The organism is Nocardia sp. NPDC050406 (genome assembly GCF_044459025.1).
Taxonomy (GTDB): Bacteria; Actinomycetota; Actinomycetes; order Mycobacteriales; family Mycobacteriaceae; genus Nocardia.
In genome coordinates this window covers 1,679,777-1,696,558 of sequence record NZ_JBITIM010000001.1, presented here as the reverse complement: position 1 = coordinate 1,696,558, position 16,782 = coordinate 1,679,777, and the positions used below count along the sequence as shown (strand labels likewise).

Sequence of the window (16,782 nt, the reverse complement as noted above, 5' to 3'; positions counted from 1 at the left end):
ACCATGTCGACCATCAAGCTCGGGCCCAACCGATACGGCAAGGCGGAGAACCGCGTCGTCCGTGTCACCAAGAACGGGACCAAACATGAGATCCGCGATCTCAATGTGAGCTCGGCGCTCTCCGGTGACATGGAAGCCGTCCACTACACCGGCGACAACTCCACGGTGCTGCCCACCGACACCCAGAAGAACACGGTCTACGCCTTCGCCAAGAAGTACGGCATCGCCTCCCCGGAGGAGTTCGGCCTGCTGCTGGCGCGCCACTACGTGGACTCCCAGCCCACCATCCACCACGCGCGGATCGAGTTGGAGGAGTACACCTGGGAGCGCAATGTGGTGGGGCTCAACGCCCATCCGCATTCGTTCGTGCGCTCGGGCCGCGAAACCCGCACCGCCGTGGTGCATTACGACGGCGACCGCGCCTGGGTGGTGAGCGGCCTGAAGGATCTGGTGGTGCTGAACTCCACCAACTCGGAGTTCCACGGCTTCCTGAAGGACGAGTACACCACCCTGCGCGAGACCCGCGACCGCATTCTGGCCACCGAGGTCACCGCGCAGTGGCGGCACTCCGGCGACTCCGTCGAATGGGACAAGTCCTACGAGGTCGTGAAGCGTTGCCTGCTCCAGGCTTTCGCCGATACCTACAGCCTCTCGCTGCAGCAGACGCTCTACGAGATGGGCGAGCGGGTGCTCGAGACCTGCCCGGATATCGTCGAGGTGAAGCTCGCCCTGCCGAACAAGCACCACTTCGAGGTGGACCTGTCGCCGTTCGGCATGGTCAACGACAACGAGGTCTTCTTCGCGGCGGATCGGCCCTACGGGCTGATCGAGGGCACCGTGGTGCGCTCGGTCCCTTCCGCCGGTCCGGCCTGGGATTGAGAACGGTAGCGACACAATGGATTTCCCGCCTGCGCTCATTATCGAAAACGCCTACATCGCCCCGGTGGTGGGCGAGGAGATCCCCCACGGCCACCTCGTAGTCGAGAACGGCCGGATCACGAGCCTCGGCGCCGGACCGGCGCCGACGGTGGTGGGCGCGCAACGCCTCTCCGCCACCGGCTGCCTGGTGACCCCGGGCCTGGTGAACACCCACCACCATCTCTTCCAATGGGCGACCCAGGGCCTGTTTCAGGATTCGACGCTGTTCGAATGGCTGACCGGCCTGTACCGGACCTGGGGGCGCATGGACGCCGATGTCGTCTACGGCGCTGCCACCGCGGGATTGGGCTGGCTGGCGCTGACCGGCTGCACCACCTCCAGCGACCACCACTACCTGTTCCCGAAGGGGCGCGGCGATCTGTTCGAGGCCGAGATCCGCGCGGCGTCGGAGGTGGGCCTGCGTTTCCATCCGTGCCGGGGTTCCATGGACCGCGGTCAGTCCGACGGCGGTCTGCCGCCGGACGAGGTGGTGGAGAGCCGCGACGACATCCTCGCGCACACCGCCGAGGTCATCGACAAGTACCACGACCCGGCCTTCGACTCCATGCTGCGCGTGGCCGTCGCCCCCTGCTCGCCGTTCTCGGTGACCGAGGGGCTGATGGTCGACGCCGCCGCGCTGGCGCGCAGCAAGGGCGTGCGCCTGCACACCCACCTCGCCGAAACCCTGGACGAGGAGGAGCACTGCCGCGAGCAGATGGGTTGTACGCCGGTCGAATACATGCAGCGGCTGGGCTGGCTCGGCGATGATGTGTGGTTCGCCCACGCGGTGCACCTGCACGACGCCGATATCCGCCGTTTCGCCGACACCGGCACCGGGTCGGCGCACTGCCCGACCTCCAACGCCCGGCTGGGCGCGGGTATCGCTCGGGTCAGCGAACTGCTGGCCGCGGGTGCGCCCGTCGGCCTCGGCGTGGACGGCGCGGCGTCGAGCGAATTGACCTCGCTCGCGGGCGAAATGCGCCAGGCCATGCTGTTCCAGCGCGCCGTGCACGGCCCGACCGCACTCACCGCCCGCCAAGCCCTGGCCATGGGCACCCTGGGCGGTGCGCGAAACCTGGGGCGGCACAACGAGATCGGCTCCCTCGAACCCGGCAAGCTCGCCGATATCGCCATCTGGCGCGTCGACGGCTTCCGCGCCGCGGTCGAGGATCCGGTGTGCGCCTTGGTCTTCGGCCCCACCCCGCCACTGGCGCGGCTGCTCGTCGGCGGTCGCACGGTGGTCGAGAACGACGAATTGCGCACCTTGCCGCACGACATGGTCGGACAGGCCGGTGTGCTGGCCCGGAAACGGTTGTTGCGTCAGGAGTCCCGATGAATGGACTCGGCCCGGCAGTTATGGAGGAAAGCACAGCTCGACAGCTCGACCCGTAGTACCCCGGATACCGGCTCGACCGGTGTGCACCATCCGGAGCAGTTGATCAACAGGGGCAGACCGCCGGTCTTCGACAAGGCACCGCCACGGTAGGGACCCCACAACCTGCAACCGAATCCGCGATCCGACCAACCAGGTCGGAGCGCTGGTCGGCTACGCCCCGAGGAGGGCAGCCATGACCCAGATCCAAGATCCGTCCGCGACAACGACTGTCGGACGATCCTCGCCACTGGACCGCTTCTTCAAGCTCAGTGCGCGCAAGACCACGGTATCGCGTGAAATCCGTGGCGGCATCACCACTTTCGTGGCGATGGCCTACGTTATCCTGCTGGTCCCGCTGATTCTCGGCGGTGTGACCGATATCAACGGCGACAAGCTCGACATCGCCCAACTCACCACCGCCACCGCGCTCGCGGCCGGGCTGTCCACGATCCTCATGGGTCTGGTGGGCAATGTCCCGCTCGCCCTGGCCGCCGGTCTCGGTCTGGTGCCGGTGGTCGCCTATCAGGCGGCTCCGCACATGACCTGGGCGCAGGCCATGGGCCTGGTGGTGCTCATGGGCGCGGTGATCGTGGTCCTGGCCGCGACCGGCCTGCGCACCCTGATCATCAACGCGATTCCCTTGGCGCTCAAGAACGCCATCGGTGTCGGCATCGGCATGTTCATCGCCATGATCGGTCTGGTCTCCTCCGGCGTGGTCGGCCACGGCGCGGCGGGTGGACCTCCGGTCACCCTCGGCACCGACGGCCACCTGACCGGTTGGCCCGTGGTCGTTTTCGGGCTCGGATTGGTGCTCATGCTCGGGCTCTACGCCCGCAAGGTGCCCGGCGCGATCCTGATCAGCATCGCCATCGCGACGGTGGTGGCCATCATCATCAACGCCATCGCCACCATCGATCCCAAGGCGTGGGGCACGGTCGTTCCCGAAGCGCCCGAATCCCTGTTCGCCGCACCGGATTTCGGTCTGATGTTCAATATGGACCTGTTCGGCGGCTTCGCGAAGGCCGGTGCGCTGACCGCCAGCGTGGTGCTGTTCACCCTGGTGCTGACGGGCTTCTTCGACGCCATGGGCACGGTCTTCGGGGTCTGCGACGAGGCCGGACTGCTCGACGAGAAGGGCACCATGCCCGGCTTCGGCAAGATCCTGACCGTCGACGGTGTCGCCCAGATCATCGGCGGGGCCAGCGGCGGCGCGGGCAGCACGGTGTACGTGGAATCCGCGACGGGCGTCGGTGAGGGCGCTCGTACCGGACTCACGAGCGTGGTCACCGGTGGCCTGTTCTGCGCGGCGATCTTCTTCACCCCGCTCGCGGCCGTGGTGCCCATGCAGGCCGCCGCGCCCGCGCTGGTCCTGGTCGGCGCGCTCATGATGACCCAGGCGCGCAAGATCGACTGGAGCGATGTCGAGGTCGCCATTCCCGCCTTCGTGACCATCGTGCTCATGCCCTTCACCTACTCCATCACCAATGGCGTGGGCGCGGGTCTGATCGCGTACGTGGTCGTGAAGGCCGCCCGCGGCAAGTTCGGTGAGATTCACGGACTGGTCTGGGTGGTGAGTGCCATCTTCGCGGCGTACTTCGGTATCTCCGCCATCGAATTGGTACTCGGCGGCTAGGACGCCGCGGCGAGACACCGCTCGCACTCGAGGTCGAGTTGCCGGACTCCCTCGAGCGCGGGCGGTGCGTTCGCGTTCAGCGCAGGTCGGCCGAGAGCGCCGTGCCCACCCGCGTGAGCAGCGGCACCGCCCGCTCGATCAGCTCATCGGTCATGCGGCCCGCCGGTCCCGACACCGAAATGGCAAGTCGCGCCGGAGCTTCGGGCACCGCCACCGCGACGCAGCGCACCCCCACCTCCTGCTCGCCCTCGTCGATCGCGTACCCGGCCGCGGCGGTGAGTTCCAGCTGTCGGGTGAATTCCCGAGGGTCGGTGATGGTGTGGTCGGTGTAGCGCTGCATTCCGGTGCGCTGCAACAGCTCCCGCACCCGCTCGGGCGGCATATCGGCCAGAATCGCCTTGCCCACCGCCGTGCAGTGCGGCAGCACCCGCCGCCCCACCTCGGTGAACATGCGCATGGAGTGGCGCGAGGGCACCTGGGCGACGTAGACGATCCGATCCCCGTCCAGCATGGCCATATTCGCCGATTCGCCCAGTTCGTCCACCAGCCGCGCCAGATGCGGGCGCGCCTGGGTGCTGAGCATGCGCGCCGAGCTCTCGCCCAGCTTGATGAGCTTGGGCCCCAAGACGTATTGCCGCGAGGGATCCTGATGCAGATAACCCAGATCGACAAGTGTGCGCACCAGTCGGTGAATGGTGGGTAGCGGCAGCCCGGATGCCTCGGCCAGCTGCGACAGCCCCATCATGCCGCCGTGGTCGGCCATGGTCTCCAGAATTCCGAAGGCTCGTTCCACGGACTGGACGCCGCCGGACCGTCCATTGGTTGTGCTCGCCGCTGTCACTGACCCACCTTGTCGAAGTTTCCGTATGGCGGAAGTTTACCGGTGCGTCGCGGAAACTCCGGACGGTAGCCTGAGCCCCATGCGGCTGCGCGCGGAATTCACCACCGAACCCTTCCACGGCGAGGGCGCCCCGCCCCCGCATGCCACCGAGACCATGAAGGTGCTCGAAAAGGCCGGTCTCGTCTGTGATTTCGGCCCGCTGGGCACCTCGGTGTCGGGGACCGAGGCGGCGCTGCTGCCCGCGCTGCAGGAAGTGCTGGCCGCGGCCTTCGCGCACGGTGCGTCGCGGGTGACCTTGCAGGTAGAGCGCGACGATGACTGAACGCACGCCGCTGGATGTCGGACATCCGGTGCTGGTGACCCTCGCGCCGCTGTTGGAGCGGGTGGGTGCGCGGCTGGTGCCGCCGGGGGAGTGTTCGCCCGAGGATGTCCCGCTGGTGTGGGAGGGCGCGACGCTGGCCGCGGTCCGGTTGCCCGGGACGGAGGTCGAACCGGATCTGGGCATCGACCGTCTGCTGAGCGAGGTGGCCGCCGAATTCGGCGGTGCGCTGGACGCTTTGCCGCGCGCCGACAAGCAGCGCGCGGTCCGATTGCTCGAGGAGCGCGGGGCGTTCAGCTACCGCAAATCGGCCGAGAAGGTGGCCGAGGCGCTCGGCGTCACGCGCTTCACCGTCTACAACTACCTCAACCGCACGCGTTCCTGACCCTCAGCCGCTCGACCCTCTCCGAATCCCGCTGCCGTGCAGCGGGATTCGTCGTTTCACCGGCGGTTCGCCGTCCATCGCGCAGACTGTCCCTCAACGAAATTCAACAAACTGTTGACGCCACGGCGTGACCCGTGCCACTATTTCGATACACGGAATATTACTTCCGCAATGCGAGAAAGTGCAGTTTATGGTCACTGTCGAAGAGTTCAACAGGATGGAGACCGGCTGGCTCCGGCCCGCCTTGCTCGACTGCTGTGATGCGCCCGAATGGGTGGACGCCCTGCTGAATTCGCGGCCCTACCCGGATCTCGAGAGCCTGTTCGCCACCGCCGACCGGCTGGCGGGCGCGCTCACCCCCGAGGCGATCGAGCAGGCCCTGGCGGCGCATCCGCGCATCGGCGAGCGGGCGGCCGGAGCGAGTCGGGGCGCGGCGTGGTCGCGGGCGGAGCAGTCCGCCATCGCCGACGATGTGGAGACCGCCGCGGCGCTGCACTCGGCGAATCGCCTCTACGAGAAGCGATTCGGTCGCGTGTTCCTGATCTGCGCGACCGGCCTGTCGAGCCGGGAGGTGCTGGCGGCGCTGCTGCTGCGGCTCGGCAACGACGAGCAGACCGAGGCGGCCGTGGTCGCCATGGAGCTGCGCAAGATCGCGCTGCTGCGCCTGCGCAAGGTGGTGGTGGACGCATGAGCGCCCTCACCACCCACGTCCTCGACACCGCGCTCGGCCAGCCCGCCGCCGGGGTCCCGGTGCGGCTGGAGTGGCTCGGCGAGCCCGCCGCGACACCGGTCGTGCTGGCCGAGGCGGTCACCGACGCCGACGGCCGCATTCGCGAACTCGGCCCCGATCGCCTCGAATCCGGGCGCTACCGGCTCGTTTTCGAAGTCGCCGCCTACGCGGCCGCGACCGGGCAGCGCTACTTCCTGTCCGCCGTGGACATCAGCTTCACACCCACCGGCAACGCGCACCACCACGTGCCGCTGCTGCTCAGCCCATTCGGCTGTTCCGCCTATCGAGGGAGTTAGTCATCATGGCCATCCAGCTCGGACAGAATCAGTACGGGAAGGCCGAGAGTCGGGTGGTGCGGGTCTATCGCGACACCGACCGGCACACCATCCGCGATCTCAATGTCTCCTCGGCGCTGCGCGGCCGGTTCGAGGACGCCCACATCACCGGCGATCAGCGCGACGTGCTGCCCACCGACACCCAGAAGAACACCGCCTTCGCCTTCGCCAAGGAGAAGGGCATCGGCGCGATCGAGGAGTTCGGCCTGACCCTGGCCGACCATTTCATCTCGCGCTGCCCCGGGGCGGACGGCGCGCGGGTCGCCATCGAGGAGTACGCCTGGGATCGGATTCCGGTCGACGGTGAGGGCCACGATCATTCGTTCGTCCAGGCCGGGGGCGGCGTGCGCACCACGGTGATCAATATGGACGGCTACGGCGCGGACCGGCGCACCCATGTGGTCTCCGGCATCAAGGATCTGGTGCTGTTCAAGTCCACCGGTTCGGAGTTCTCCGGCTTCTTCGAGGACAAGTACACGACCCTGCAGCCCACCAAGGACCGCATCATGGCGACCTCGCTGGTCGCCCGGTGGCGCTACGACCGCACCGATGTGGACTGGGACAAGTCCTATGCCGCCATTCGCGCCACCCTGCTGCGGCAGTTCGCCGTGGTGCACTCGCTGGCCCTGCAGCAGACGCTCTACAGCATGGGCCGCGCGGTGCTCGAGCAGTACCGCGAGGTCGCCGAGATCAAGTTCTCCGCCCCGAACAAACATCACTTCCTGGTCGACCTGAGCCCCTTCCACGTCGACAACCCCGGCGAGGTGTTCATCGCCGCCGACCGGCCCTACGGCCTCATCGAGGCCAGCGTGCACCGTGACGACGCGACCCCGGCGGGCGACGCCTGGCTCGGCGTTCCCGGATTTTGTTGAGGAGAAGTCCGTGTTACGTGCGAAACTTCAAGGCAGGCAGCGTAATCCGGGTCCCGAGGACGAGCGGTACCCGGCCGGGAAGACCCTCGCCTACGGGCTCCAGCACATTCTGACCATGTACGGCGGCGTCATCGCGCCACCGCTCATCGTGGGCGGCGCGGCCGGACTCTCGGCCACCGATATGGCGCTGCTGGTCACCGCGGGCCTGTTCGTGTCCGGTGCGGCGACCATGCTGCAGACTCTCGGCATCGGGCCGGTCGGCTCCAGATTGCCCATCGTGCAAGGTATTTCGTTCGCCACGGTCTCCACCATGGTGACGATCGCGCAGTCCGACGGGTTGCGCTCGGTGTACGGCGCGATCATCGTGGCCGGACTCATCGGCCTGGTGCTCTCGTCGTTCTTCGCCAAACTGGTGCGGCTGTTCCCGGCGGTGGTCACCGGCACCATCATCACGGTGATCGGCCTGTCGCTCATGCCGGTGGCGTTCAAATGGGCGCTGGGCAACGATCCGAAGGCCGAGGGGTACGGGTCGATGGGCAATATCGGCCTGGCGGGGCTCACACTGTTGGTGATCCTGGTGATCAGCCGCGTGTTCCAGGGCGCGATCTCGCGACTGTCCATCCTGATCGGACTCGTTGTCGGCACCGTCGTCGCGGCGGTCGTGGGGAAGGCCGACTTCTCCGCGGTGGGGGAGACGAAGCTGTTCGCGCTGCCGTCCATCCTGCCCTTCGGCTCACCCACCTTCGAGATCGGCGCGATCGTCTCCATGACCATCGTCATGTTGGTGATCATGACCGAGACCGTCGCCGACATCATCACCATCGGCGAGGTCATCGGCAGCGATATCGACACCGGCCGGGTCGCCGACGGCCTGCGCGCCGATATGGCCTCCTCGGCCATCGCGCCGCTGTTCGGATCGTTCCCGTGCAGCGCCTTCGCGCAGAACATCGGGCTGGTCGCGCTCACCGGCATCAAGAGCCGCTTCGTGGTGGCCACCGGTGGATTGGTGCTACTGCTCCTGGGTTTGGTCCCGGTGTTCGGCGCGGTGGTCGCCGGTATTCCCTATCCGGTACTCGGCGGCGCGGGCGTGGTGCTGTTCGGAACCGTTGCGGCGAGCGGGATTCGGACGCTGGCGCGAGTGCAGTACCACGACAACCTCAATATGGTGATCGTGGCCGTGGCGCTCGCCGCGGGCCTGATTCCCATTGCCGCACCGACCTTCTGGGATGCCTTCCCGGAATGGCTCGGCACCATCATGCACTCCGGAATCAGCGCCACCGCAATTGTCGCGATTCTGCTCAACCTGGTGTTCAACGAGATCACCATCGGCAATCGCTCCGGCGCATCGGTCTTCGCCGCCGCGGACGATGCCAGCGATGGACTCGGCGACCGACTCGACGACGACATTCGCGACTGATCACCCGCCCCGCTGGACGAATCTACGAAAACGAAACCCGTTCGCCGCGAATGTTTGGTGCTGATCGGCGCTATCGCCGAACGTGTGACCCCCGACATACTTTCCGCTATCGGGGGAGGAAGGAATTTTCGATGCCTCTCATTTTCCTGAACGGCGGAGCCATGCGCGGCGGACCGCTCAACCATCTGCTCGCGGGTGCGCCGTTCGCGGGCGAGGTGAAGACGACACCGCAGTACCGGTTCTATTCGGTCGGCGATCGTTTCCCGGGCCTGCACCCCGTCCCCGACGGCGGCGCGACCATCGCCGGTGAGCTGTTCGACGTGCCCGAAGAGGTATTGCGGACCAGCCTGCTCCCGGCCGAGCCACCGGAGTTGGAGCTCGGCGTCATCGAGCTCGAGGACGGCCGGTCGGTGTTCTCCATGGTGCTGCGCCGCCCGCCCGTCTCCTACCCCCAGCTGATCGACATCACCGAATACGGCAGCTGGACGACCTATCGCGAAGGACAACGATGAAGTACACAGCCGGGGGAGGACTCCGGAAATACGACGTCAACTGCTCGATTCTCTTCACCGATCTGCCATTGTTGGAACGGCCCGCGGCGGCCAAGGCGGCGGGATTCGACGGTGTGGAATTCTGGTGGCCTTTCGGCGAGAATCCCACCCCCGGTGACAAAGAGGTCGACGCCTTTGTCGGCGCTATCGCCGATGCCGGAGTGGAATTGGTCGGCCTGAATTTCATCGACCTCATTCCGGCCGGACGCGGACTGGTCTCGGTACCCGGCGAGGAGCACCGATTCCGCGACAATATCGATGTCGCGGTGGGAATCGCCGAGCGCACCGGCTGCAAGGCGCTCAATGCCCTGTACGGCAACCGGATTCCGGGCGCCGACCCGGAGAAGCAGGACGCGCTGGCGCTGGAGAACCTCGGCCTCGCCGCCCGCGCCGCGCGGAAGATCGGTGCGACCGTCCTGCTCGAAGCACTGAATTCCTATGAGTCGCAGGCGTATCCGATCGTCTCCGCCGAACACGCGGTACGGATCATCGAGCAGGTCCGCGAACCCAATGTGCGGTTCCTGTGCGACCTCTACCACCTCGCCCGCATGGGTGAGAACCTCACCGCCGTCATCGACACCTGGGCCCGCTACATCGGGCACGTGCAGATCGCCGACAGCCCCGGCCGCGGCCGACCGGGCACCGGAGTCCTGAACTTCGAGGAGCTGTTCGCCGCGCTCGACGCGAGCGGTTACGACGGCTGGATCGGCCTGGAATACAAAGACCCCGAACTGGATTGGGAGTGGATCAAGTGAGCAAGATCGGTTTCGTTGGACTGGGCATCATGGGTGGCCCGATGGCCGGTCATCTGGTGAAGGCCGGACACGAGGTCACCGTCTACGACCTCAATCCCGAGTCGGTGGACCGGCTCACCACCCTGGGCGCGACCGGTGGCGGCGATATCGCCGAGACGGTGCGCGACAAGGACATCGTCATCACCATGCTGCCGCAGGACGAGCATGTGGAGGCGGTCTTCACCGAGGTGCTCGAGCACGCCGCGTCGGGCACGCTGTACATCGACTTCTCCACCATCACCCCGCGCACCGCGGAGTGGACCCACACCGAGGGCGCCAAGAAGGGCCTGCGGGTGCTCGACGCCCCCGTCAGCGGCGGTGAGCCCGGGGCGATCGAGGGCGTGCTGTCGATCATGGTCGGCGGCTCCGAAGCCGACTTCGACGCCGCCAAGCCCATTTTCGAGGCGGTCGGCAAATCCTTCACCCTGGTCGGTCCCAATGGCGCGGGCCAGGTCGTGAAGGCCGCCAACCAGCTCGTGGTGGGCGGCACCTACGCCCTGGTGGCCGAGGCCATCCTGCTCATGGAGAACCTGGGCGCGAACGCCGTCGCCGGTCTGGACGCCCTCGCCGGTGGCCTGGCGGGCAGCACCATTCTGGAGCGCAAGCGCAAGTCCATGCTGGAGCGCAACTTCAAGCCCGGCTTCCGTATCGACCTGCACCACAAGGACATGGGCATCATCCTGGCGGCCGCCCGCCAGGCCGAGCTGCCGATTCCGTTCGGCGGGCTGGTCGCCCAGCACATCGCCGCCGCCCGCGCCATGGGCCACGGTTCGCTGGACCACTCCGCACTGTTGCTGGTCGCCGAGGCGCTGGCTGGAAAGCGAGCAGACTGATATGCCACGCATGCGGACCGTCGACGCGGCCGTCCTGATCCTCGAAAAAGAAGGGGCGACACAGGCTTTCGGTCTGCCCGGAGCCGCCATCAACCCCTTCTACAGCGCCATGCGCGCCCACGGCGGCATCCGGCACGTGCTCGCGCGCCATGTCGAAGCCGCCTCGCACATGGCCGAGGGCTACACCCGCGCCCAGCCCGGCAATATCGGTATCTGCGTCGGCACCTCGGGTCCGGCGGGCACCGATATGATCACCGGATTGTATTCGGCCAGTGCGGATTCCATTCCGATCCTGTGCATCACCGGGCAGGCCCCGGTGGCGAAGCTGCACAAGGAGGATTTCCAGGCGGTCGACATCTCCTCGATCGCCGCGCCGGTCGCCAAGTGGGCGGTGACGGTGCTCGAGCCCGCGCAGGTGCCGGGCAGCTTCCAGAAGGCGTTCGAGCTCATGCGCTCCGGGCGTCCCGGCCCGGTGCTCATCGATCTGCCGATCGACGTGCAGCTCGCCGAGATCGAATTCGATATCGACACCTACGAGCCGTCGGTCGTGCACCGTCCCGCCGCCACCCGGGCGCAGGCGGAGAAGGCGCTCACCATGCTCGCCGCCGCCGAGCGGCCGCTCATCGTGGCGGGCGGCGGCATCGTGAACGCCGACGCGGCGGAGCTGCTCGTCGAATTTGCCGAGCTGACCGGCATTCCCGTGGTGCCGACGCTCATGGGTTGGGGCACCATCGCCGACGATCACCCACTGCACGCGGGCATGGTCGGCCTGCAGACCTCGCACCGCTACGGCAACGCGACGCTGCTGGAGTCGGATTTCGTGCTGGGTATCGGCAACCGGTGGGCCAACCGGCACACCGGCGGCGTCGAAACCTACACCAAGGGACGCACTTTCGTGCACGTCGACATCGAGCCGACCCAGATCGGTCGGGTGTTCGCACCCGACTTCGGGATCGTCTCCGATGCCGGTGCGGCACTGCGGGTGTTCCTCGAGGTGGCCCTGGACATGGCCCGCGACGGTCGGCTGCCCGACCGCTCCGGCTGGGCGGCGCAGGTGCGCGAGCGCAAGCGAACCCTGTTGCGCAAGACGCACTTCGACTCGGTGCCGATCAAGCCGCAGCGGGTGTACCAGGAGATGAACCGGGCCTTCGGCAACGACGTCCGCTACGTCACCACCATCGGCCTGTCGCAGATCCAGGCGGCGCAGCTGCTGCACGTGTACAAGCCTCGGCACTGGATCAACGCCGGACAGGCCGGGCCGCTGGGCTGGACGCTGCCCGCCGCGCTCGGCGTGGCCACCGCGGTGCCGGACGAGACCGTGGTCGCGCTCTCGGGCGATTACGACTTCCAGTTCCTCATCGAGGAATTGGCGGTCGGCGCGCAGTTCAACATCCCCTACATCCACGTGGTCGTGAACAACTCGTATCTGGGCCTGATCCGCCAGGCGCAGCGCCAGTTCGACATGGACTACTACGTGCAGCTGTCCTTCGACAACATCAACAGCCCCGAGGTCGGCGGCTACGGTGTCGACCACCTGAAGGTGGCGGAGGGCTTGGGCTGCAAGGCGATTCGGGTGACCGAGCCCGACCGTATCGGCGACGCGCTCGAATCGGCCAAGAAGCTCATGGCCGAACACCGGGTGCCGGTGCTGGTCGAGGTCATCCTCGAACGCGTCACCAATGTGTCCATGGGCCTAGAGATCGACAACATCAACGAATTCGAGGAGCTGGCCGCCTCGGTCGACGACGCGCCGACCTCCATCGCCGCCCTGGAGTACGAATCGAGCGGGAGCGCAGTGTGATTCAACCGCGCGGTGGGGTGAGGAAGGGATGGCAGGAGGGCCACGTCCTGGTGGCCCCCGACAAGTTCAAGGGGTCGCTCACCGCCCCCGAGGTCGCCGCGCACATCGCGGCCGGGCTCCGGCGCGCACGCCCGGACACCCCGGTCGTGACCGCGCCGGTGGCCGACGGCGGTGACGGCACTGTGGACGCCATGGTGGCGGCCGGATTCGCGCGTCTGCAGACGGGCGTGACCGGGCCGGTCGGAGAATCAGTGGCCGCCTCGTTCGCGATGAGGGGCGAGACGGCCGTGGTGGAGCTCGCCGAGGCCTCCGGGCTGCGGCGGCTTCCCGACCGGCCCGATGCCACCACCGCTCTCACCGCCACCAGCGCGGGCACCGGCGAACTCATGCGCACCGCGGCCATGCGCGGAGCCAAGCGCATCGTGCTCGGGCTGGGCGGCAGCGCGTGCACCGACGGCGGGGCAGGCATGCTCACCGCCCTCGGCGCACGACTGCTCGACGAGGACGGGCGGCCCATTCCGCCGGGCGGGGTCGGGCTGCTGCGCCTGGCCCGCATCGAGACCGACGAGATGCTCCGGATTCCGGTGGTCGTCGCCTCCGATGTGGACAATCCGCTGCTCGGTGAGCGCGGTGCCGCGGAGGTCTACGGGCCGCAGAAGGGTGCGGGCCCGAATGAAGTCGCCCAGCTGAAGGCCGGTCTGGCTCGGCTGGCCGAAATCGTCCGTCGCGAGATTGGCGTCGACGCGGCGGATCGCCCGGGTGCGGGCGCGGCGGGCGGCGTGGGTTTCACGGCCCTCGCCGTCCTGTCCGCGACCATTCGCCCCGGCATCGAGATCATGCTCGAGGAACTGGATTTCGACGCGCTGCTCGCGGGCGCGCGGCTGGTGATCACCGGTGAGGGGTCCCTCGACCGGCAGACCCTGCACGGCAAGGCCCCGATGGGGGTGGCGCGGGCGGCCGCCCGCGCCGAAGTGCCTGTCGTGGCGGTGGCCGGACAGCGGCAGTTGACCCGAGACGTCTTGCGCCGCTTCGGTTTCGAGGACGCTTACGCGCTGACCGATATCGAGCCGGATCCGGAGGTCTGTATGGCCCAGGGCGGTGCGTTGCTGGAGCAGCTCTGCGCGCGGATCGCCGATGCCCACCTGGGGTCGTCGCTCATTCGAAACAATCAGTAGGAGAACGCATGTCGGACTTCACCAGCCTTCCGGACCTGGCGCTGCGCAGCTATCGCGCCGGTGTCGTCGCCGCCAGTGACGAATCCTTCGAGGAGCGCGAGAACCTCATCCAGCCCTGGGAGCCGCGCTTCTCGGCGGAGACGTTCGGTCCGAAGGGTCAGGAGTACGACGGGTGGGAGACTCGCCGCCGTCGCAGCCCCGGCCACGATTGGGCGGTGATCCGGCTGGGGATGCCCGGCATCGTGCGCGGCGTGGTCATCGACACCGCCTGGTTCAAGGGCAACTACCCGCCCTACGCCTCGGTGGAGGCCTGCCGGTTCTCCGGGTATCCCTCGGCGGCGCAGTTGAATTCGACGGCCGAGTGGGTCGAGATCGTGCCCCGCACCGCGCTCAGCGGCGACACCAAACACGAGTTCCCGGTCTCCGACGAGCGCATCTTCACCCACGTGCGGCTCAACATCCACCCCGACGGCGGGGTGGCCCGCCTGCGCGTGCACGGCGAGGTGGTGCCGGATCCGGACCTGCTCACCGGGCTCACCGTCGACCTGGCCGCGCTGGAGAACGGTGCCCGGGCGCTGGCCTGTTCGGACCTGTTCTACTCGGCGGCCGACAATATGCTCGCCCCCGGCCTGGCCCGCAATCAGGCCGAAGGTTGGGAGACCGCGCGCCGTCGCGACGACGGCAACGACTGGGCGATCATTCGGCTAGCGGCACAGGGCATTCCGGAGTTGGTCGAAATCGACACCACGAACCTGCTGTACAACTCCCCGGGCGAGGTGCGGGTGCTCGGCATCGACCATGCGGGCGAGGAGCCGCTGCCATCGCCGGAGGATCCGGCGTGGTTCGAGGTGCTCTCCCGGACCTCGGTGCAGCCGGACACACCGCACCGAATTCGGTTGAGCGCCACGGCGAAACGCGCCACCACCCACATCCGCCTCGACATCTACCCCGATGGCGGTATCGCCCGACTTCGGCTCCTGGGGACGCTCACCCCCACGGGGACGCAGGCGGTCACCGACCGCTGGTTCGGCGGCCGTCAGCGGTGAGGGTTGGTTCCGCCGTCGGGCCAGTGCACGGTCGGGGCCGACGGCGGAACCGGTGTAATCGGTTGGGGCGCAGGGGTGTAGTCGGAATTGGGCCACGGTTTCGGTCCGGTGTGACCCGGCGGCCAGGTCGGAGCGGGCTGCCCGGGGTAGGGGGCCATCGGGGGCGGGGCCTGTCGCTGGTCGAGCGCACGCCAGAACTGCGGCAGCACGATCAGCGAATGCACCACTCCGGCCAACCACAGGACGAACAGACACGCCGCACCGAAGTTGTTGAACATCTCCTGTGTCGCGGTGCGTTGTGCCGCGCCGCTGTCGATCTCGCTCTTGGTGGGTCCGGACACGATGATCAGCGTGATCAGCAGCACGGCCCCCGCGAAATGCGCGAACGCGCTCATCAGCCAGACTCGGTGCCGCGTGCGAATTCCGATGTACAGAAACCCCATCCACGTGGTGAACCCGAAGCAGAGCAGACTGGGCAGTACCCACAGGCTGTGTAGGACGCGCCAACCCCAATCGCGCGGCAAGGGCCGCCCCGTCGTCATGTACGGGATTATCCACCCGATATCGCGACACCGAAATTCGCTGGCCGGTACACGCCGACGCTTCTAGCCTGGAAGTCCGTACAACGGACGAAAGGACCATGCTTGGAAGCGACAGTGACGGTGACCCCGGATCAGTTGCCGGAGTTGCTGCTGCACGTCGCGGTGGTGCGTCCGGTGTTCCTGTGGGGGGCTCCCGGTATTGGAAAAAGCTCGCTGGTAAGGGCTTTCGCGGAATCGCTGGGGCTGGAGTGCGTCACGCTGTTGGGGACGCAGCTCGCGCCGGAGGATCTCATCGGGGTTCCGCAGATCGTCGACGACCGCAGCCGATTCGCGCCGCCGGAGATGATCGCGCGGCCCGAACCGTATTGCCTGTTCCTGGACGAGCTGAATGCCGCGCCCGCCGAGGTGCAGAAGTCGTTCTACTCGCTGATTCTGGATCGACGCATCGGGGCGTACGAACTGCCCGCCGGGTCGGTGGTGATCGGTGCCGGAAACCGCGCGACCGACAATGCGCTGGCGCGTCCGATGGCCTCGGCGTTGGTCAACCGCATGGTGCACCTGCATCTGCGCGCCGATGTGGACGACTGGCTGAAGTGGGCCGCGCACAACGGGATTCACCCGTGGGTGGTGGAGTACATCATGCAGCGCCCGGATCACCTGTGGTCGCAACCGCCGAAGACCGAACAGCCGTTCTCCACGCCGCGCGGCTGGCACATGCTCTCCGACGCGTTGCACTCCTACGGTGAGGACGTCGCCGACGAGATGCTGTGGATTCTGGCGTCGGGAACCCTGACGCCCGCGCACGCCTCGGCGTTCCGCGCGTACGTGAAAACCGTTCGGCACGCCTACGACCTGGAGGCGGTGATCAAGGGCGACGCGTCGTGGCCGCGCGATCCCGCCGAGCGCGACCTGCTGTACTTCCTGTCGGAGACATTCCGAGCGCGGCTGCTCAAGGAGCTGCCGGTGAGCAAGGAGCACGCGTCCGGTGGCGTGAAACGCTTTGCCCTGCGGGCGAAGACGATGCTCGCGGAGTTGGCGGAGATCTCGGTCGAGTGCGCGCAGCTGGTGATAGCCGCCGACGACGAGGGCGCGCCGCTGCTGCCCTCGTGGTGGTTGGTGGAGGTCACCCGCGATCTGCCGCGCCTCGCCGCTCGGCGGTGAGGATGACGCATCGATCGACGCGCAGGAAGCGCCGGAACCAGACGGACCCGTGGC

18 protein-coding genes are annotated in these 16,782 nt (G+C 67.6%); 16 read left to right on the top strand and 2 right to left on the bottom strand.

The window, feature by feature from the left end:
* Positions 1–3 precede the first annotated feature (3 nt).
* The 3 genes from pucL (ACIBH2_RS08105) to ACIBH2_RS08095 all read left to right on the top strand — a co-directional run bounded on the left by pucL (ACIBH2_RS08105) (position 4) and on the right by ACIBH2_RS08095 (position 3,926).
* Entirely contained in the window at positions 4–879 is an 876-nt protein-coding gene (gene pucL / locus ACIBH2_RS08105; protein ID WP_397114728.1) for a factor-independent urate hydroxylase, read from the top strand.
* A gap of 16 nt (positions 880–895) precedes the next feature.
* A complete protein-coding gene (locus ACIBH2_RS08100; protein ID WP_397114726.1) occupies positions 896–2,254 on the top strand; it encodes an 8-oxoguanine deaminase in 1,359 nt (452 codons plus the stop codon).
* Positions 2,255–2,486: 232 nt separating this feature from the next.
* Positions 2,487–3,926 (top strand): NCS2 family permease, encoded by a 1,440-nt coding sequence (locus ACIBH2_RS08095; RefSeq protein ID WP_397114724.1) that lies wholly within the window; start codon positions 2,487–2,489, stop codon positions 3,924–3,926.
* A 76-nt stretch (positions 3,927–4,002) separates the two neighbouring features.
* Here the strand turns inward: ACIBH2_RS08095 and ACIBH2_RS08090 are convergent, their stop codons facing one another.
* Entirely contained in the window at positions 4,003–4,767 is a 765-nt protein-coding gene (locus ACIBH2_RS08090) for an IclR family transcriptional regulator (protein ID WP_397114722.1), read from the bottom strand.
* A 79-nt stretch (positions 4,768–4,846) separates the two neighbouring features.
* Between ACIBH2_RS08090 and ACIBH2_RS08085 the strand changes: the two genes are divergently transcribed.
* From ACIBH2_RS08085 to alc, 12 genes are all read left to right on the top strand, one after another.
* Positions 4,847–5,089, top strand: coding sequence for a thiamine-binding protein (locus tag ACIBH2_RS08085; protein WP_397114720.1), 243 nt, complete (start codon positions 4,847–4,849; stop codon positions 5,087–5,089).
* On the top strand, positions 5,082–5,471 hold the full coding sequence (locus ACIBH2_RS08080; RefSeq protein ID WP_397114718.1) for a helix-turn-helix domain-containing protein: 390 nt from the start codon (positions 5,082–5,084) through the stop codon (positions 5,469–5,471). Before ACIBH2_RS08085 ends, ACIBH2_RS08080 begins: the two co-directional genes overlap by 8 nt.
* 190 nt (positions 5,472–5,661) lie before the next feature.
* A complete protein-coding gene (uraD, locus tag ACIBH2_RS08075) occupies positions 5,662–6,162 on the top strand; it encodes a 2-oxo-4-hydroxy-4-carboxy-5-ureidoimidazoline decarboxylase (protein WP_397114716.1) in 501 nt (166 codons plus the stop codon).
* The gene (gene uraH, locus ACIBH2_RS08070) at positions 6,159–6,497 is read left to right on the top strand and encodes a hydroxyisourate hydrolase (RefSeq protein WP_397114714.1); all 339 of its coding nucleotides are present in this window, start codon (positions 6,159–6,161) and stop codon (positions 6,495–6,497) included. Before uraD ends, uraH begins: the two co-directional genes overlap by 4 nt.
* A 5-nt stretch (positions 6,498–6,502) precedes the next feature.
* On the top strand, positions 6,503–7,408 hold the full coding sequence (pucL, locus tag ACIBH2_RS08065) for a factor-independent urate hydroxylase (RefSeq protein ID WP_397114712.1): 906 nt from the start codon (positions 6,503–6,505) through the stop codon (positions 7,406–7,408).
* Between the two features lie 10 nt (positions 7,409–7,418).
* Positions 7,419–8,825: a nucleobase:cation symporter-2 family protein gene (locus tag ACIBH2_RS08060; protein WP_397114710.1), complete on the top strand. Its 1,407-nt coding sequence runs from the start codon at positions 7,419–7,421 to the stop codon at positions 8,823–8,825.
* Between the two features lie 131 nt (positions 8,826–8,956).
* A complete protein-coding gene (locus ACIBH2_RS08055) occupies positions 8,957–9,337 on the top strand; it encodes a gamma-glutamylcyclotransferase (protein ID WP_397114708.1) in 381 nt (126 codons plus the stop codon).
* Positions 9,334–10,131: a hydroxypyruvate isomerase family protein gene (locus ACIBH2_RS08050; RefSeq protein WP_397114706.1), complete on the top strand. Its 798-nt coding sequence runs from the start codon at positions 9,334–9,336 to the stop codon at positions 10,129–10,131. The genes ACIBH2_RS08055 and ACIBH2_RS08050 overlap by 4 nt, the downstream gene beginning before the upstream one ends.
* Positions 10,128–11,003 (top strand): NAD(P)-dependent oxidoreductase, encoded by an 876-nt coding sequence (locus ACIBH2_RS08045; protein ID WP_397114704.1) that lies wholly within the window; start codon positions 10,128–10,130, stop codon positions 11,001–11,003. The genes ACIBH2_RS08050 and ACIBH2_RS08045 overlap by 4 nt, the downstream gene beginning before the upstream one ends.
* Before the next feature lies 1 nt (position 11,004).
* Positions 11,005–12,804: a glyoxylate carboligase gene (gene gcl / locus ACIBH2_RS08040; protein ID WP_397114702.1), complete on the top strand. Its 1,800-nt coding sequence runs from the start codon at positions 11,005–11,007 to the stop codon at positions 12,802–12,804.
* 17 nt (positions 12,805–12,821) lie between these two features.
* On the top strand, positions 12,822–13,979 hold the full coding sequence (locus tag ACIBH2_RS08035; RefSeq protein WP_397114700.1) for a glycerate kinase: 1,158 nt from the start codon (positions 12,822–12,824) through the stop codon (positions 13,977–13,979).
* A gap of 8 nt (positions 13,980–13,987) precedes the next feature.
* A complete protein-coding gene (alc, locus tag ACIBH2_RS08030) occupies positions 13,988–15,025 on the top strand; it encodes an allantoicase (protein ID WP_397114698.1) in 1,038 nt (345 codons plus the stop codon).
* On the opposite strand, the gene ACIBH2_RS08025 is transcribed toward alc, so the two are convergent.
* The gene (locus tag ACIBH2_RS08025) at positions 15,016–15,567 is read right to left on the bottom strand and encodes a hypothetical protein (protein WP_397114696.1); all 552 of its coding nucleotides are present in this window, start codon (positions 15,565–15,567) and stop codon (positions 15,016–15,018) included. The genes alc and ACIBH2_RS08025 overlap by 10 nt on opposite strands.
* Before the next feature lie 102 nt (positions 15,568–15,669).
* On the opposite strand from ACIBH2_RS08025, the gene ACIBH2_RS08020 reads away from it, so the two are divergent.
* Complete coding sequence (locus tag ACIBH2_RS08020; RefSeq protein WP_397114694.1) at positions 15,670–16,728, top strand: AAA family ATPase; 1,059 nt, start codon at positions 15,670–15,672, stop codon at positions 16,726–16,728.
* Positions 16,729–16,782 lie beyond the last annotated feature (54 nt).

Bases quoted from the DNA above. Each gene is read 5' to 3' on its own strand.
- ACIBH2_RS08050 (WP_397114706.1), top strand. From the start codon at position 9,334: ATGAAGTACACAGCCGGGGGAGGACTCCGGAAATACGACGTCAACTGC.
- ACIBH2_RS08055 (WP_397114708.1), top strand. From the start codon at position 8,957: ATGCCTCTCATTTTCCTGAACGGCGGAGCCATGCGCGGCGGACCGCTC.
- ACIBH2_RS08085 (WP_397114720.1), top strand. From the start codon at position 4,847: ATGCGGCTGCGCGCGGAATTCACCACCGAACCCTTCCACGGCGAGGGC.
- ACIBH2_RS08095 (WP_397114724.1), top strand. From the start codon at position 2,487: ATGACCCAGATCCAAGATCCGTCCGCGACAACGACTGTCGGACGATCC.
- pucL (WP_397114712.1), top strand. From the start codon at position 6,503: ATGGCCATCCAGCTCGGACAGAATCAGTACGGGAAGGCCGAGAGTCGG.
- gcl (WP_397114702.1), top strand. From the start codon at position 11,005: ATGCCACGCATGCGGACCGTCGACGCGGCCGTCCTGATCCTCGAAAAA.
- ACIBH2_RS08080 (WP_397114718.1), top strand. From the start codon at position 5,082: ATGACTGAACGCACGCCGCTGGATGTCGGACATCCGGTGCTGGTGACC.
- uraH (WP_397114714.1), top strand. From the start codon at position 6,159: ATGAGCGCCCTCACCACCCACGTCCTCGACACCGCGCTCGGCCAGCCC.
- uraD (WP_397114716.1), top strand. From the start codon at position 5,662: ATGGTCACTGTCGAAGAGTTCAACAGGATGGAGACCGGCTGGCTCCGG.
- alc (WP_397114698.1), top strand. From the start codon at position 13,988: ATGTCGGACTTCACCAGCCTTCCGGACCTGGCGCTGCGCAGCTATCGC.
- pucL (WP_397114728.1), top strand. From the start codon at position 4: ATGTCGACCATCAAGCTCGGGCCCAACCGATACGGCAAGGCGGAGAAC.
- ACIBH2_RS08100 (WP_397114726.1), top strand. From the start codon at position 896: ATGGATTTCCCGCCTGCGCTCATTATCGAAAACGCCTACATCGCCCCG.
- ACIBH2_RS08025 (WP_397114696.1), bottom strand. From the start codon at position 15,567: ATGACGACGGGGCGGCCCTTGCCGCGCGATTGGGGTTGGCGCGTCCTA.